The following is a 16,073-nucleotide window of genomic DNA, read 5'->3' on the forward strand; positions in this document are numbered from 1 at the left end:
GCTGCCGCAAGAAGGAAGGCTGTGGTCGAACCGATCGATCAGTGTTGCACTCATGCCTGCCCCCAGAATTTCAGCACCGGCTGCAGCCGCGACAGCCCTTCCCAGTCCTGCATCGTCTGCAACAGCGCGCGCACCTGCGTGAAGTCGCGGCGGGCGAACGCCAGTTCGGCCAGATAGGGCACGACGCGCGAGGCCGGCAGGCCCAGTTCGCGCGCGCGCCGGTAGGCCGCGTCGGCCTCCTCCAGCCGGCCCATCTGCTGCAGCAACCGACCGTGCTGCAGATGCAGCGCCGGGTCGTTTCCGTGCGTCTGCAGCGCGGTTTCGCTATAGCGCAGCGCCTCGCCAACCGCGTAGTCGAGCAGGTCGCCCTGCACCAGCCCCTGATAGATGAGCTCCCAGTAAAGCGCCGCCAGCTGATGCGCGACACGGCTGCGCTGTTCGGCGTCGCGGCTTGCCGCGTAACGCTGACGGGCTTCGTGGATGTCGGCGTTGAGCCGCTTCTCGCGACTGTCGAGCAGGCCGTAGGCGAGCAGGCGGAGGTCGTCTTCGGAATCACCGAGCAGTTCGCGCAGCACCGGCGAACCGATGCGCGACGGCGCGTGCGACAGCGCTACCATGGCGCGCAGACGCTGTGGCACCGGCGCGCGTTCGTTCTTCAGGAACTGGCGCACGCCGGCCTGACGGAAGCCGGCCGCCGACTTCTCGCTGCTTTCGTGGATGTCCAGATCGGGCAGCCGCACGGCCGAGAAGCGCTGCGGCGCCTTCAGCCGCGGCAGCAGGTGGCGCATCAGTGCGCCCGCCAGCACGCCAACGAAACCGAGTACCGGCACGAAGAAGATGCAGCTGAACAGCAGCGACAGCACGCTGGTGCGCGGCTTCGAGCGGGCCGGCGGAATCAGCGCGTACACCGCCAGCGCCAGCATCAGGCTGGCCGGTGCGTGTGCCGCCAGGTAGGCGGACAGCGCGAGGTCCGGTGCGTCGATGCTGCCCAGGCCATAGAAGGCGGTCAGCTCGGCGAGCAGCGCGGCGAAGGCGAGCTGGCTACTGCCCATGCCGCACCTTCAGCACCGAGGTCAGCAAGGCGACCGGTTCGACCTGATCGAGCATGCTGATGCGGCTGCCGACGCCGCTGTCGTCCAGCCCGCTGCCGCGGTGCTGGCGCAACCAGTTGTCGATACGCGCCAGATAGCCTTCGACCGCGGCGCTGCCGGCCAGCGGCATCAGCGTCAGCAGACGCGGGCGGTCATCGCCGTCGACCTTCCACACCACATCGAGCGAACGCTGGATGCGGGCGATCTGCTGCACCAGTTCGCGCCCCTCCTCGCCCGCCGGGAATTCCAGCGTGACCAGTGCGCTGGCGACGCCGGACTCGACGCGGACGCGCCACATGCGTGCCATTTCGAAGGCGAAGTCGAGCGGGCAGTCGGCGAAGCGCGCACGCAGCGGGGCCGCCAGCGCGCTCGCCGACAGGCCGTCGGCGTAGTAGCCAAGCAGCAGGTTCAGCATCTGCAGCGTTTCTTCGTGCAGCGCGAAGAAGGGCATGCGATCGACCACCAGCAGCGCCCGCATCGCGCCACTCATGTCGCTCAGCGGTGCCACCACCAGATAGCGCGAACCGCCCTCGGCGCGCTCGTCGTCGAGCGCCACGTGCGCCAGCCCGCGACGCTCCAGAGCGAAGCCGATCAGCGGATCGCCGGCATTGATGTCGAACGGCGCGCCAAGATAGGTCGGCGCGCCGCCATCGGGGCGGCCGTCGGCATCGACCGGCAGCAGCGCCGCGCGTTCGATCTGGCAGTACTGCGCCACCAGGCGCAGCAGGTCCGGCGCGCCCGGCAGCGCATCACCGGCCGAGCCGGGTGCCGAGGCCAGTGCGCGCAGACTTACCAGCGCGTCGCGCATCGACACCGGACGCGAAATCAGATCCTGCTCCAGCCGGTCGTGCGACAGGCGCAGCAGATAGTGCTGGTGTGTCAGGTATTCCAGCCGCTGTTCGAGATAGGCCTGCACGCTCTCGGCACGGCGCACGCGATTGCGCCACAGCGACGAGAACTCGCCGCAGATCATCACCGTGATGAGCCAGCCGAGGAAATACAGCTTGGGCAGTTCGCCCAGCGCCACGCCCAGTTCGCCGAACACGAACCACGCGGCGAACACGATGGCGCTGGCGGTCAGGCCCGGGATCGGCCCGTAGCGCAGCGCCACCAGCACCGGTCCCAGCCACACCCAGGCGAACTGCGCCCGCAGGAAGAAGGGGTCGAGCGGATTGAGCCAGAAGGCGAGCAGCAGCGCGAGCAGCGGCGTGGCCAGCGTCTCGGCCACGGCCGCCGCACCGGCACCGGACGCGGTCGGCGTGAAGCGCGCCATCAGGCGCCGCAGCAGCGGCTCTTCGGTGCGCCGGATGACCGGCTTCTCGCCGGGCGAGCGTTCGTTCATTTCAGCGCCGGCACCAGCAGCGACTTGATCAGTTCCTGCGCCACCGCGGCCAGCGATTCGCGGCTCCAGCCGCTCTTGCCGCCGACGCCGCTCCACAGCACGCGACCGCTCTCCAGTTCGACGATCTGCAGCGCGATGCCGACGGCCGGCTCGCCATCGACACCGACCTTGTAGCGCCACTCATCCACCGTACCGGTGACGGCGTAGCGCGCCCCCTGGGCCTTCGCCCATTCGATCGCCTTGGCGTCGTCCTTCGCCTGCCCGGTCTCGAACAGGTTGTCGCGCTGCAGATCGGACGGATAGCGCTGCACGTTGGCGACGCCGAGGGCACGCAGCAGGTTCTCGGTCACCGCTTCGGCGCGCTGGCCGGCGAACGGCGTTTCGGTGGCGTTGGCGAAGGGCAGCAGTACCCAGGCCGCCGACTTGTCGGCGCCGGACGGCGCCGAGTGGTCGATGACGGCGCAGCCGGCGAGCAGAGCCAGCGCGGCAGTGAGACCGGCGATGAAGGTGATCAGGCGTTTCATGCGAACTCTCCCGGTTCAGAAAAACAGTCGGTAATGCAGTGCGAATTCGGTGGTGCGCGCGAAGATGCCACCACCGCCCTTGTCCTGTCGCCAGGACAGCGAAAAATGATCGGTGCCGAGCAGGCTGCCGGCCACGCCGAGCGACACGTCGTAACCGGCGCCGGCGACGCTGTTGTTCGACACGCCGATCGAGCCGAAGGGGCGCAGCGCCTTCGTGTAGTCGCGCAGCAGGCGGATGTTGTGGGTCAGCCTGAGCCCCTGCAGATTGAAGCTCTGCGGACGCAGCGCGGTGGCGTCGGCCGCACTGTCGGCGAACAGGCGCTGCTTGATCTCGACCGCCCGCGCGTCAGCCAGATCGATGTCGGACGGGCTGAAGCGGTAGCCGGCGACATAGGCGCTGACTTCGAGGTCCGGCAGTTCGGTACGGATCGAATGCACCAGCTCGGCCTGCCACAGACGGCCGCTGCCGATGGACAGGCCGTTCTGCGCCCGGTAGCGGTAGCCGCCCAGCTGCAGGCCGACGCGGTCATAGCGCGACACGCGGTAACTGGCACGCAGGTCGATCTGGTCGCGCATGCCCGCCGCGCGCAGGCCGAGGTTCTCGGTCGCCGGCATGTCGATGCCGACGCCGGCCGACGCGCTGAGCCGGTTGTCGATGCGCTGTTCGCGCTCGATGGCAAAGGGGTGGATGGTTTCGAAGCCGTCGCGCTGGCCGAACGCGATGCGGGTGGTGCCGTCGTCGTGCATCCAGGCGAGCTTGCCGAGCAGATAACTGCTCTCTCCCGGTACCGCCGAGAACTGCGTGTTGTCGCCGCGACTGCGCGAGATCGAGCCGAACTCCAGACTCATCCGCAGATCGGGCGCGATCGCCATGTCCAGCGTAGCGCTCGCCTGTCGCTCGTCGATGCCGCCCAGTTCGCGCTGCGCGATGTCGAGATCGAAGCGGTGCGCGTAATCGAGCATTGCATCGGACAGTTGCAGATGCAGCGGCGCGTCGTCGCGCTGGGCATCCATCGTGTCGAAGGCGGCCGTCTGCGCACGACGCAGGTCGCCGACCAGGCGCGCGCTGTTCACGCGGTCGTAGCGCGGCAGGCGCTCGTCCCAGGTTTCGAGCAGCGCACCGACCGCCGCCACGTCGCCCTGCCCGAGCGCGGCGGTGATGTCGGCCCACAGCGGCCGGTTCAGCGCGCGCCCGTACTGGTGCCACAGGAAGCCGCGCACCGCGTCGTACTCGCCGCGGTCGATGAACCAGGACAGCGCCAGTTCGCGCGCAGCCGGCAACCACTGGCCGTCCGGAGCGCGGTCCAGCCGCAGCACCTCGCGCAGCAGCGCGTGCGACGCATCGCCCGGCTGCTGTGCCCTCGCCAGTCGCACCCGTGCCAGTCGCTGCAGCTGGCCGATGTCGCCGGCGGCCAGTTCGCCCAACCGCGGTCGCTCCTGTGCCCACAGCGTCTGCCGCAGGCGCCAGGCACGGTCGAGCTCCTGGTTCTGTTCCAGCGCGTCGGCGACATTCATCATCCACAGGAAGTCGCCGCGCTTGCGGCCGAAGCGCGGCAGCATGTAGCGATCGAGCGCCACCTGCGGTCGCGACAGCGCCTGCCAGGCCGCGGCCAGCGCGTCGTGCAGCGCTTCGTCCTGCGCCCACGCCTGTTCCTTGCGCAGCAGCAGATCGCGCAGCGCGCGCACTTCGTTGCCGTCGATCAGCAGCCACAGCAGCGCCGAGCGCACGTCGGCCGAATCCGGCACCAGCGTCAGTGCGGCGCTGAAGTCGGCGAAGGCGAGGTCGCGACGCCCCGCCGACTGATGCCACTGCGCGCGCATCTGCAGGAACACCGGCACACGCTCGGCCTCGGCCAGCTGTGCGGCGCTCATGTCGCCGATGATGCGACCGACGTCCTGCGGCCGGCCGGCGAACACGTAGAGATCGAGCGTGCGCATCAGCCACGGCGTGTCGCCATAGCGTCGCCAGCCGCGTTCGGCCTCGCGCGCCGCCGCCAGCGGCGCAACGTCGGTCAGCAGTTCGATCAGGTCGGACAGTTCGAAGGCATCCGAGTCCTCGAAGCGCGTCACCCGTTCGAGCGCAGCGCGTGCCCGGTCGTCGTCCTGCAGCAGCAGGGCGAGCGAGGAATACAGGCGCCAGTAATCGCGGTCGGCGTCGGTCGCCACCACCTTGGCCGATTCGAGTGCCTGCATCGCGTCGTCGAAGCGACTGCGCACGATGAGCAGCGCGGCGCGGCGCGACGCACGCGCCGGCTCCGGTGCAGCGACGGTATCGAGGCGCGCCAGCGTGGTCAGCGCGAGGTCGATGTCGCCGGCACGTTCGGCCAGATCGGCCAGCGCCTTCAGCGCCTGCGGCGTGGGCGAGCTGGCGGTGATCTTCTGCAGGAAGGCGATGCCCTCACGCGGCCGACCCAGCCTTTCGTAGGCGGCGACGATCTCGCCCAGCAGCCGCATGTCACCCGGCGTGCGGCGCAGCCGGTGCTGCAGCGCAGGCAGCAGCGCCTCGTCGTCGAGCAGGCCCGGCGCCAGCCGCAGCACGGCGTCCCAGGCGTCTTCGCGGCCGGTACGCTGCGCCAGCACGAGCCACTGGTCCAGCGCCTCCTGCGGCTTGCCGGCCCATTCGGACACGGTGGCCAGACGCTCGCGCCACGTCATGTCGTCCGGCGCCTGACGCACCGCCGAGGCGGCCACGCGCTGCGCGTCGTCGAGCTGGCGATTGCCGACAAAGGCTTCGTAACCCAGCGTGTAGATCTTGTCGTCGAAGGGCAGGTCCGGTCCTGCGCCGGTGGTGACGCGCCACGGCTGCGCGTCGAAACCGACCTGCGCGAGCATGGCCCGGCGCCACTGCTGCTGCAGCGACAGCTTCAGCATCTGCTTCGCGTAGCGGGCGGCCGCGTCCGGACGGTTGGCGGCGCGCGCCAGCTTGACCAGGTAGTAGAGCACCTCGGTGTCGTCCGCCAGTTCACCGATCTCGCGCTCTGCCGTGTCGAGCGCGAGATCGAGCAGATTGCCCGACTGCAGCGTGCGCAGCGCCTGCTGGAAAAGCTGGCGACGGACCGCGGCGTCCGGCTCGCGGCTGCGCTGCAGCAGCAGCATGCGCGCCGCGCCCTCGTACTCGCCCTGCCCCAGCAGTTCCGCCGCCGCCTGGCCGTACAGGCGCGGATCGACTGCGCTGCCGTCGCGCTGGAAGGTGGCGATCAGGTCCAGCGCCAGCAGCGCCTGCCCGCGCGACAGTGCGCGTTGCACCAGCGACATCCGGTTGATTTCGTTGAGGCCGTCGATCGCCACCGCATCGCGCAGGCGCTGCGGCAGCTGCGCCTCAAGCTCGACGTGGCGCGACGACCACGGCGCCGTCGACAGCAGCTCACTCTCGTAAAGCGTCCAGTCGACCCAGCGCGCTTCGGTCAGCGTGTCGCGATCGATGTCGCTCGCCAGCAGTGGCGCCAGATCGGCACGCGCCTGTTCGTAGTCGCGCCGCGCCAGCGACTGCCGCACCAGCGCCAGCCGCAGTTCCGGGTTCCGCGGATCGGTGCGCAGCAGGTTGCGCAGATAGACGACGGTGAGCGTGTCGCCGCGCGTGGCGTTGATCGTGTATTGCACCAGCGCCTGATAGGGATAGAGCAGCACCAGCAGCACGCCGACCAGCGCACCGATGCCGAGCAGCACGTGCGGTGCAACCAGGCGCGGTCGCTCAAGCGAGGCGGCAGCGTAGCTCGATCGTCGCAGCATGGGCGCTCAGTCGGTAGTGGGTCAGCGCGCCGTCGCGGCGCTGCGCGGCGAGTGCGCGGCCGTCGGCGGAAACGCTGCAACGCTCGGCGTTCGCCAGTGCGAATTCGAGCGGCACGTGGGCGCGCAGTTCGAAGCGGTAACGCTCGCCGTCGCGCGTCGCCGACAGCACGCGGGCATTGGCGTCGGCCAGCATCGGCAGGTGCGGATCGACCGCGGCAAGACGCAGTTCGGCCTCGTCCGCGGTGAGGTGCACGTAACGCCCCTCGCCACCGTCGCGGAAGCCGCCCACGCCCGGCGACGCCGGCAGGTCGGGCACGCCCAGTTCGCGCGGCAGGCGCAGCGTGCGCAGGTGGTGCGCGTTGCGTACCCGGTAACGCTCGCCATCCAGCGTGCGCGCCAGCACCACATCGTTGAAGTTCATCGCGATGCGCACGTATTCGCTCGGATAGACCGGATGCACCGGCTGCGCGAGCGCGTGCCGGTACACTTTGTGCAGCGCTTCCAGCGCCGCCTGTTTGCTCGCCGAATAGGTGTGATAGTAGATGTTGATTGGCTTGAGCCGGCGCGGCCTGTCGGTGAAATCGAAGGTTTCGGTGACGCGCTCGAAACCGTAGAACGGGCCAGTCCACAGATTGGTGTAGACGTTCTCGTTCATGATCGGCGCATGAACGTGAAAGCGCCTGCCCTGCCAGGTGCCGAGTGCCGACACGGCGGCGAGGCTGGGATAGAGGCGGCTCGCCACCGTATAGCCGCCATTCATCTGCACCATGCCGAGGCGCTCGACCATGTCCAGCGCGGCCTCGGTCGGCGCGGCGTCACCGGTCCACAGCATCAGGCCGACCGGCTTGCCGGGCGGTGCGAGGCGACTGCGGATGTAGTCGACCGAGCCGGCGATTTCGCGCTCCAGCGACGGCACGTAGCCCTCGGGCGCGAGCGAATACCCCTGCAGGGCCCGCTTCGCCTCGCCGCGCTCGACGCTGTCCCAGTAGAACGGATGGGTATAGCTGTGCGACGCGATCTCGACGTGCGGCAGCGCGAACATGCGGCGCGCGACCGCCTCCATCTCGGCCGAATCCTTCGCGTACGGCCCCTGTGCGCTGGTTTCGATCTCGATCACCGACATCGCGTGCGGCACGGTGTAGCGCTTCAGCACGTCATCGAGCAGCACCTCGGCGGCCAGCCGACGGCCCTTCATTTCCGCGCGAGAGGCGAAGCCGTCGCCGTCGATGTGGGCGAAGAACATGCGGCGCCCGCTGAGCGTAGTGGTGTCGGGTACCGGCAGCGGCGGCAGCGCGAGCGCATCGCGGATGAAGGCGAAGGGTTCGACGATCCAGCGCGTCTGCGCCTCCTCCAGCGGCAGCACGCGGATGGCGAAGGGATGCAGCGCAAAGCCGCCCCAGGGCATCTGCGCCACCGCGTCGTAGCGCTTGCCGTCGGCGTCCGACACGGTCAGCAGCCTCCGTGCCGCATCGACATTGACGCGTATCCGTTCCAGTCGTCCGCGCTCCGGAATCGGCGGTGATTCGAAACCGATCGACGGATCGGCCGACGCGATGTCGAGCCGGCCGCGCCCCGGCGCAACGGAGGCCAGGCCGGCCTCGCGCAGGAAATCGCCCGCCGGCTCGAAACCGAAGGAGCCGAACACCGCCAGACGGGTGCCCTCGGCGATGCGCGCCGCCATCCAGCGTGCCAGCACGGTCGCGCGCGCGGGCGGGACATAACCGTCGAACCAGCTCACGACCCCCGCGTACTCCGCGGCCGGCACGGTGTCCGGCAGCGGCTGGTTCACATCGACGTAGTCCGCGGCGTAACCGAGGTGATTGACCGGCATCTCGGCGTAGCGGTGTGCGCTGGACACGTTGACGCGCGCCGCCTCGCGGCTGTTGTACAGGAACAGGATCTTGCGCGGCAGCACCTCGACCAGGCCGACGCCGAGGTGACGCAGATCGCCGTCGGTCACGTAGGGCACGATGCCGTGCGCGTGGATGCGTCGCGCCGTATCGCGCGCCAGTTCGCGCGCCGCCGGGGCCACGTAGTCGATGGCGATCGCCGTCACGCCATACTTGTCGCGCGCCGCGAGCAGTTGTCCGAGCAGCCAGTCGCGGTCGGCCTGCCCGACCTCGACATAGCGCTTCTTCTTCGCGTCCCAGCCGCGGTACAGCGATTCGGCGGCGACCGCATAGACCTCGCTGCGCAGGTCGGGCAGCAGTTCGAAACCGCGGTTGAAGATGAGCCGGATACCGGGAAAGCGGCTGCGCAACTGCCGCACCACGGCCACCATGCCCTGCTGCTGGGCGACGACATCGACGCCATTGACCAGATGGTAGGAATCCAGCGTGTCGAGAAAGAAGCCGCGATAGCCACGCGCCCACAGCGGGGCGATCACCTGTTCGGCGAAGAAGGCCGGCCACGCACTCTGCGCTTGGTCGATCACGAGGGATTTCCAGGCCGGATTGCGACCGATGCGCCAGGCTTCCGGAATACGTGCCGCGTAAGGGCGGGTCGGATGCACCTCGCCCACGCTCACGTAGGCGAACAGTTCGGAGCGCCCCTGCCCGCGGTAGGCGACCGGGTCGAAACCATGGTCGGGTTCGACCACGGCGATATCGAAGGCCTTCATCGCCGTCAGCGGGGCATCGGCACCGTAGTGCATTGCAACCGACGGCAGCTCGCCGGCCTGCGCCCTGACCGTCGCGGCGAACAGGGCGAGCGCGACGAAGCACAGCAGACGGGTGAAACGCGACAGAAGCGGGCGGTGCAGCGAACGAAAGGTCGAAAGCATCAGGTCACGGGCGCCGACAGGGTTTCCGGTGAACGGCGCATTGTGGGGGAACCTTTAGCTTGCAGGCTCGACTTGACCGATATTTGCGCTGCACAACGCTCCCGCGCCGGCGGCAGCCCGTTCAGGCGAGCGGAATCCAGTCCGGCGACGGCAGCGCATGGAAAGCTTCGCGCAGGCTTTCGCCCCAGCGGGTGCGGATCATTTCGAAGTAGGCGTTCTCGGCGTCTATGCGGGTGTGCGAGCACACCTTCAGCGCGCCGGTGCGCAGCACCAGCAGGTCCAGCGGAAGACCGACCGACAGGTTGGAGCGGATGGTTGAATCCATCGAGATCAACGCGCACTTTGCCGCCTCGTCCAGCGTGGTTTCCGGGCGGATGACGCGGTCGATGATGGGCTTGCCGTATTTCGCTTCGCCGATCTGGAAGTAAGGCGTGTCGCGCGTCGCCTCGATGAAGTTGCCGGCAGCGTAGATCTGGAACAGGCGCGGCTCCTCGCCCAGTATCTGACCGCCGAGGATGAGGCTGGCGTTGAACTCGATGCCGAATTCCTTCAGCGCCTCGCCGTCGCGCGCGTGCACCTCGCGCAGGCAGTCGCCGACGTGGCGCGCCGCCTCGAACATGTTCGACACCGTGTAGAGGTTGGGCCCGTCGGTGGCGAGGCGCTCGCGCAGCAGGCTCACCAGCGTCTGCGTCAGCGCGAGGTTGCCGGCGCTCATCAGCACCAGCACGCGCTCGCCCGGGCGCTCGAACAGATTCATCTTGCGGAAGGTGTTGATGTGATCGACACCGGCATTGGTGCGCGAATCGGACAGGCATACAAGCCCGGCGTCGAGCAGCATGCCCACGCAGTAGGTCATGGCGGATTTCCGTCAGGGAAAAGTTGAATGTTAGACGGACAGCGCGCGCGCTGCCCGGTGCGGCGGTGCGTCAGTGGGTGTGGATGGACACCCGGGTCAGCGTGCGCGTGACCGCCTCGCCGCCGGCCATGCGCACTGGGCAGGCATCGAGATGGTCGCGCCCGACCGCCAGCCTGCAGTAGCCGTGGCCTGCCAGCGCGCGTTCGAGCACATCGACGCTGACCCAGCCGGCTTCGCCGCCGGGCGCCGGCCCGCTGGCCAGCCAGACATCGACCCACGCATGTGGTGCCGCCCAATCGCCGGCGGCGTCGATCAGGTAGCCGCTCACGTAGCGTGCCGGCAACCCGGCCGCGCGGCAGCAGGCGATGAAGGCATGCGCGATGTCGGCGCTGCAGCCAAAGCCGGCGTCCAGCGCGATCGAGGCGCCACCCGGCGGCAGGCAGTCCGGCTGGTGACGCACCGCGCCACAGACCGCGCCGCTGAGGTCCAGCAGTTCGCCCACCGTGTCGCGCCGCGCCCGCAGATGGCTGGCGGCCATCGCGTGCGCCTGTTCGTCCGCCTCGGTCAGCCGTGTGCCGGCCAGATAGGACAGCGGCGACAGCGTGCCGCTGTCGCGCGGCATCCAGGCGTCGGCGTCGGTCAGCCGCACGGTGCCGCTGACGACGATGGACAGCTCGCTGTGCGGCCGGTCCAGCGTCAGCAGGTGACCGATGTTGCCGTGCGCGTCGACCGAGCGGCGCGCGCTGCCCGGCGCCTGCACGCGCCAGTTCAGCGGGCGCTGGGTCGAGTCCTCGCGCGGCGTGAGCCGCAACTGCTGGATGCTGTAGTTGACCGGGCTGGCGTACTGCAGCGTGGTTTCGTGACGGATATCGAGCAGCATGGCGATCTCCTTCAACTGGATGACATCGGAACCAGGAAATCGTTTGAAATGCGGTTGCCGAGGTCGTTCACGCGCACGATGAACTGCGTCAGGTACTCGTGCAGCCCGCGCGCGAACACGTCCTCGATGCGGCCGAACTTCAGGCTGGCCTGCAGTTCGCCGGCACGGCGCTGGGTTTCCTTCGAGCGATAGTTCGACACCGCAAGCAGGTTTTCGTACACCTCGACCATGCTGGTGCGCAGCGAGCGCGGCATCTGGTCGTTCAGGATCAGCAGTTCGGTCACCTTCACCGGCGTGATCAGGTCGCGGTACACCTTGCGATACACCTCGAAGGCCGACACCGAACGCAGCAGCGCGCTCCACTGGTAGTAGTCGGCGGCCGCGTCGGGCGGCGCCTTGCCGTCGACCAGCATGTGGTACTTCACGTCGATGAAGCGCGCGGTCGCGTCGGCCCGTTCGAGGAAGGTGCCGAGGCGGATGAAGTGAAAGGCTTCGTCGCGCAGCATGGTGCCCAGCGTGACGCCGCGCGAAAGATGCGAACGGAATTTCACCCACTCGAAGAATTCGCCGATCTCGCTGCCCGACAGTTTCCAGCGCGGGTAGTCGCGCATCTTGAGCCAGGTGTCGTTGGTGGTTTCCCACATCTCCGACGTGATGGTGCCGCGCACCGCATGCGCGTTCTCGCGCGCCATGCGCAGGCAGCTCATGATGGACGACGGATTGCTGCCGTCGAACACCATGAATTCGAGCACCGATTCCATCGTCGCCGCCGGGTACTTGGCGCGGAAGGCGTCCTCCAGGCCGGTGATCGACAGCGTAGCGCCCCAGCCGGCGTCGATGCCGCCATCGGCCTGCGGCACCATGGACATGCGGTAATTCACGTCCAGCATGCGGGCAACGTTCTCGGCGCGCTCGATGTAGCGCGCCATCCAGTACAGGTGGTCTGCGGTTCGGCTCAGCATGGGAGCATCATCCTGTGATCGGCGGGGTCGATGAACGAAGCGGTCGCGCCGCCCGCAGGGCCGCCCCAAGGGCGAGCGCAGCCCCCTCGGGGGGCAGCGAACGAAGTGAGCGTGGGGGTATCCATACTCAGATCTCCAGAACCCAGGTGTCCTTGGTGCCGCCGCCCTGCGACGAATTCACCACCAGGGAACCCTCACGCAGCGCGACCCGGGTCAGACCGCCGGGCACCATGTTGATGTCCTTGCCGGACAGCACGAAGGGGCGCAGGTCGATATGGCGCGGCGCGATGCCGGCGTCGACGAAGGTCGGGCAGGCCGACAGCGACAGCGTGGGCTGCGCGATGTAGCGCTCGGGTGTCTCGGTCAGCAGCTGCCGGAAGCGCTCGATCTCTTCCTTCGAGGCGCGCGGCCCGATCAGCATGCCGTAGCCGCCAGCGCCGTGCGTTTCCTTGACCACCAGTTCGTCGAGGTGGGCCAGCACGTAGGCCAGATCCTCCTTCTTGCGACACATGTACGTCGGCACGTTGTTCAGCAGCGGCTCTTCGTCCAGATAGAAGCGGATCATGTCCGGCACGTAGGGATAGATGGACTTGTCGTCCGCCACTCCGGTGCCGATCGCGTTCGCCAGCGTCACGTGGCCGGCGCGATAGACCTGCAGCAGACCCGGCACGCCCAGCATGGAATCGGCGCGGAAGGCGAGCGGGTCGAGGAAGTCGTCGTCGATGCGCCGGTAGATCACATCGACGCGCTGCGGTCCCTGGGTGGTGCGCATGTACAGGTGCTCGTCGCGCACGAACAGATCCTGGCCCTCGACCAGTTCGACGCCCATCTGCTGGGCGAGGAAGGCGTGTTCGAAGTAGGCCGAGTTGTAGGCGCCGGGCGTCAGCACGATGACTGTCGGATCGAGCACGCCGGCCGGTGCGACCGCACGCAGATTGCTCAGCAGCATGTCGGGGTAGTGCTCGACCGGCGCCACGCGGTAGCGCGAGAACAGTTCCGGGAACAGCCGCATCATCATGCGCCGGTCTTCCAGCATGTAGGACACGCCAGACGGCACGCGCAGATTGTCTTCCAGCACGTAGAACTCGCCGGCCCCGGCGCGCACGACATCGACACCGGCAATGTGGGCGTAGATGCCGCCCGGGACGTCCACGCCCTGCATTTCCGGGCGGTACTGGCTGTTGGAGAGCACCTGCTCGGCCGGAATCTTGCCGGCCTTGATGATTTCCTGGTCGTGGTAGACGTCGTGCAGGAACATGTTCAGCGCCTTCACGCGCTGGCGCAGGCCGGCGGCCAGCTGCTTCCATTCCTGGGCGGGGATGATGCGCGGCACGACGTCGAACGGAATCAGGCGCTCCTTGCCCTCCTCCTCGCCGTAGACCGCGAAGGTGATGCCGACCCGGTGGAACACCAGATCCGCTTCGGCACGCTTTTGCGCGATGCGCTCCGGCGGTGTTTCCGCCAGCCACTTCTGGTAGCCAGCGTAATGAGCGCGCACCGTGCCGTCGGCGCCGTTCATTTCGTCATAGATCGAGGACGGGTTGGCCATGATCGGGTTGTCTCGTGTGATTGTTTGGCGCGTACCTGCATTCAGCGAAAAATGTGCCATGCCGGAAAACGGCGCCAGGACTGGAAACCTTCCGCTTTGAAGGGTTTTACGCACCAAGCGGGTGCGGAGCCCGGATTCATGTGGTGCAAGGGGCGGAAACGAAAACGCCCCGCACTGGGCGGGGCGTTTTTTCAGACCGGTGGAGCGGCGATCAGATGCGTTCGATGATGCCCGCAATGCCTTGGCCACCGCCGATACACATGGTGATCAGGCCGTAGCGACCACCGGTGCGCTGCAGTTCATACAGGCACTTGACGGTCAGGATGGCGCCCGTCGCACCGACCGGGTGACCCAGACCGACGGCACCGCCGTTCGGGTTCACCTTGGCCGGGTCCAGACCCAGTTCGCGCGTGCAGCACATGGCCTGGACGGCGAAGGCTTCGTTCGATTCGATCACGTCGAGGTCAGACGCCTTCAGGCCGGCGCGCTGCAGCGCCAGCTTGACGGCCGGGATCGGGCCGGTGCCCATGATGGTGGGATCGACGCCGGCAACGGCGTAGGACACCAGACGGGCCAGCGGCTTGGCGCCGGCGCGGGCGGCCGCACCGGCTTCCATCATGACGATGGCAGCGGCGCCGTCATTGATGCCCGAAGCATTGCCAGCGGTGACCGAACCGTCCTTCTTGAACACCGGGCGCAGCTTGGCCATGCCTTCGAGCGACGCGTCGCGGCGGAAGTGCTCGTCGGTGTCGATGACGGTGGTGCCCTTCTTGGTCACCACTTCCAGCGGCGCGATCTGCGACTTGAAGTGGCCGGCGTCGGTCGCGGCCGCGGCCTTCTGGTGCGAGGCGACGGCGAAGGCGTCCTGCTCCTCGCGGTTGAAGCCGAACTGGCTGGCGATGTTTTCCGCGGTGATGCCCATGTGCACCGTGTCGAACGGATCGGTCAGCGCGCCGACCATCATGTCGATCATCTTGGTGTCGTTCATGCGGGCGCCCCAGCGGGCCGCCGGCATCAGGTAGCCGCCACGGCTCATCGTTTCGACGCCACCGCCGACTGCGCAGTCGGCATCGCCAAGCTGGATCGCGTTGGCCGCCGACACGACGGCCTGGAAGCCGGAGCCGCACAGGCGGTTCACGCCCATGGCGCACGATTCCTTCGACATGCCGCCGTTGATCGCCACGACACGTGACACGTACATGTCACGTGCTTCGGTGTGGATCACGTTGCCCAGCACCAGATGCTGCGCTTCCTTCGCATCGACGCCGGCGCGCGCGAAGGCGGCCTTGACCACGTGCGCGCCCAGATCGCAGGCCGTGAAATCCTTCAGCGAACCACCATATGCGCCGATCGGCGTACGTGCAGCACCTACGATCACCACTTCTCTCTTGTCAGCCATCAGTACCACCTCCGTTGAAATCAGCTACCGACATAGCCAGCCAGCGTGAGCAGGCCGAGCAAAAGAAGACAAAATATAAGTGTGCGCCAAACAAGGCCGATCGCGCTTTGCATGAGATCAACATCGGCGTCGTCGCCCATGCCCAGTTCGGGCCGGTCCGCGACTTCGCCGAGTTCGAACAGCGGTGCGCCGAGCTTCACGCCGAGCGCCCCGCCGCCGCTGGCGAGCAGAATGCCCGCCGCCTGCTCAGGCCATTTTGCGGCCTGTGTGCGCCAGCAATGCACGGCGTCCTCGAAGTCGCCAACAATGGCGAAGGTCGCGGCAGTCATGCGCACAGGGATGAAATCCAGCCATTCGTACATGTTCCGCGCGAAGCGGCCGAAGGCACCGAATTCGATGTTTTCGCGCCGAGCCCACGACCAAGACAGGCGTTCGGTCAGGCGATAGAGCAAGGGGCCGGTCGGCCCCGGCAGCAGCGCAAACAGTGCCAGCGGTGCGAACACATGGCGATGCGCCGCCAGCAGGCCCTGCTCGATCGCCAGGCGGGCGATCTCCTCCTGCTTCATCCGGTCGGTGTTGCGCGACAGCCAGTTGCCCAGTTCGCGCCGCGCGGTGTCGGTGTCACCGGCACGCAGTGCGTCGGCAGTGGCCTCGAAATGATGGCTGAACTGGCGAAAGCCCATGGTCACGTAGAGCACGATGACATTGAGCACCCAGCCGAGCACCGGGTTGATCCATACGAGGAACAGATAGAGGAACCAGACGGCCGCCACCGGCAGGCCGACGGCCAGCGACCACGCGACCACGCCATGGCGCGCCTCGCCAGCGTTCAGGCGCTGTTCGAACCAGGCCGCATAGCGGGCAAGAGGGCCTGCGACGACGCGCTCATAGGAAAGCGGTTTGTACTGCTCGATCAGCAGTGCGACGAAAAGAGACAGCCAGGTCATGTGATGCGTTAT

At 67.9% G+C, this 16,073-nt stretch carries 11 protein-coding genes; all 11 read right to left on the reverse strand.

What is annotated here, in order from left to right; translation table 11 throughout:
* Nucleotides 1–50: 50 nt before the first annotated feature.
* A complete protein-coding gene (locus tag AC51BJ_RS04645) occupies nt 51–1,052 on the reverse strand; it encodes a tetratricopeptide repeat protein (protein WP_430434526.1) in 1,002 nt (333 codons plus the stop codon).
* A complete protein-coding gene (locus AC51BJ_RS04650) occupies nt 1,042–2,433 on the reverse strand; it encodes a PelD GGDEF domain-containing protein (RefSeq protein WP_496279477.1) in 1,392 nt (463 codons plus the stop codon). The genes AC51BJ_RS04645 and AC51BJ_RS04650 overlap by 11 nt, the downstream gene beginning before the upstream one ends.
* Nucleotides 2,430–2,957, reverse strand: a complete 528-nt coding sequence (locus AC51BJ_RS04655) for a penicillin-binding protein activator LpoB (RefSeq protein WP_430434528.1) — start codon at nt 2,955–2,957, stop codon at nt 2,430–2,432. The genes AC51BJ_RS04650 and AC51BJ_RS04655 overlap by 4 nt, the downstream gene beginning before the upstream one ends.
* A 15-nt stretch (nt 2,958–2,972) precedes the next feature.
* On the reverse strand, nt 2,973–6,686 hold the full coding sequence (locus AC51BJ_RS04660; RefSeq protein ID WP_496279478.1) for a tetratricopeptide repeat protein: 3,714 nt from the start codon (nt 6,684–6,686) through the stop codon (nt 2,973–2,975).
* Nucleotides 6,649–9,468: a bifunctional glycoside hydrolase/polysaccharide deacetylase family protein gene (locus tag AC51BJ_RS04665; RefSeq protein WP_496279479.1), complete on the reverse strand. Its 2,820-nt coding sequence runs from the start codon at nt 9,466–9,468 to the stop codon at nt 6,649–6,651. Before AC51BJ_RS04665 ends, AC51BJ_RS04660 begins: the two co-directional genes overlap by 38 nt.
* Before the next feature lie 121 nt (nt 9,469–9,589).
* Nucleotides 9,590–10,324, reverse strand: a complete 735-nt coding sequence (locus tag AC51BJ_RS04670; protein WP_019917623.1) for a proteasome-type protease — start codon at nt 10,322–10,324, stop codon at nt 9,590–9,592.
* Nucleotides 10,325–10,394: 70 nt separating this feature from the next.
* Nucleotides 10,395–11,204, reverse strand: coding sequence for a transglutaminase family protein (locus tag AC51BJ_RS04675; RefSeq protein WP_430434532.1), 810 nt, complete (start codon nt 11,202–11,204; stop codon nt 10,395–10,397).
* Nucleotides 11,205–11,215: 11 nt separating this feature from the next.
* Nucleotides 11,216–12,166, reverse strand: a complete 951-nt coding sequence (locus tag AC51BJ_RS04680) for an alpha-E domain-containing protein (RefSeq protein ID WP_020165207.1) — start codon at nt 12,164–12,166, stop codon at nt 11,216–11,218.
* A 127-nt stretch (nt 12,167–12,293) separates the two neighbouring features.
* Nucleotides 12,294–13,715, reverse strand: coding sequence for a circularly permuted type 2 ATP-grasp protein (locus AC51BJ_RS04685; RefSeq protein ID WP_304002689.1), 1,422 nt, complete (start codon nt 13,713–13,715; stop codon nt 12,294–12,296).
* A 211-nt stretch (nt 13,716–13,926) separates the two neighbouring features.
* Nucleotides 13,927–15,114 carry a beta-ketothiolase BktB gene (gene bktB / locus AC51BJ_RS04690; RefSeq protein ID WP_304002687.1) on the reverse strand — a complete coding sequence of 396 codons (1,188 nt, stop codon included), beginning with the start codon at nt 15,112–15,114 and terminating at the stop codon, nt 13,927–13,929.
* Between the two features lie 20 nt (nt 15,115–15,134).
* Nucleotides 15,135–16,061 (reverse strand): CobD/CbiB family protein, encoded by a 927-nt coding sequence (locus AC51BJ_RS04695; protein ID WP_019917615.1) that lies wholly within the window; start codon nt 16,059–16,061, stop codon nt 15,135–15,137.
* Between the last annotated feature and the right edge of the window lie 12 nt (nt 16,062–16,073).

Source organism: Methyloversatilis sp. S146-33 (assembly GCF_059552495.1).

Excerpts from the sequence above, each read along its gene's own strand:
- AC51BJ_RS04645 (WP_430434526.1), bottom strand. The coding sequence starts at position 1,052 with ATGGGCAGTAGCCAGCTCGCCTTCGCCGCGCTGCTCGCCGAGCTGACC.
- AC51BJ_RS04650 (WP_496279477.1), bottom strand. The coding sequence starts at position 2,433 with ATGAACGAACGCTCGCCCGGCGAGAAGCCGGTCATCCGGCGCACCGAA.
- AC51BJ_RS04655 (WP_430434528.1), bottom strand. The coding sequence starts at position 2,957 with ATGAAACGCCTGATCACCTTCATCGCCGGTCTCACTGCCGCGCTGGCT.
- AC51BJ_RS04660 (WP_496279478.1), bottom strand. The coding sequence starts at position 6,686 with ATGCTGCGACGATCGAGCTACGCTGCCGCCTCGCTTGAGCGACCGCGC.
- AC51BJ_RS04665 (WP_496279479.1), bottom strand. The coding sequence starts at position 9,468 with ATGCTTTCGACCTTTCGTTCGCTGCACCGCCCGCTTCTGTCGCGTTTC.
- AC51BJ_RS04670 (WP_019917623.1), bottom strand. The coding sequence starts at position 10,324 with ATGACCTACTGCGTGGGCATGCTGCTCGACGCCGGGCTTGTATGCCTG.
- AC51BJ_RS04675 (WP_430434532.1), bottom strand. The coding sequence starts at position 11,204 with ATGCTGCTCGATATCCGTCACGAAACCACGCTGCAGTACGCCAGCCCG.
- AC51BJ_RS04680 (WP_020165207.1), bottom strand. The coding sequence starts at position 12,166 with ATGCTGAGCCGAACCGCAGACCACCTGTACTGGATGGCGCGCTACATC.
- AC51BJ_RS04685 (WP_304002689.1), bottom strand. The coding sequence starts at position 13,715 with ATGGCCAACCCGTCCTCGATCTATGACGAAATGAACGGCGCCGACGGC.
- bktB (WP_304002687.1), bottom strand. The coding sequence starts at position 15,114 with ATGGCTGACAAGAGAGAAGTGGTGATCGTAGGTGCTGCACGTACGCCG.
- AC51BJ_RS04695 (WP_019917615.1), bottom strand. The coding sequence starts at position 16,061 with ATGACCTGGCTGTCTCTTTTCGTCGCACTGCTGATCGAGCAGTACAAA.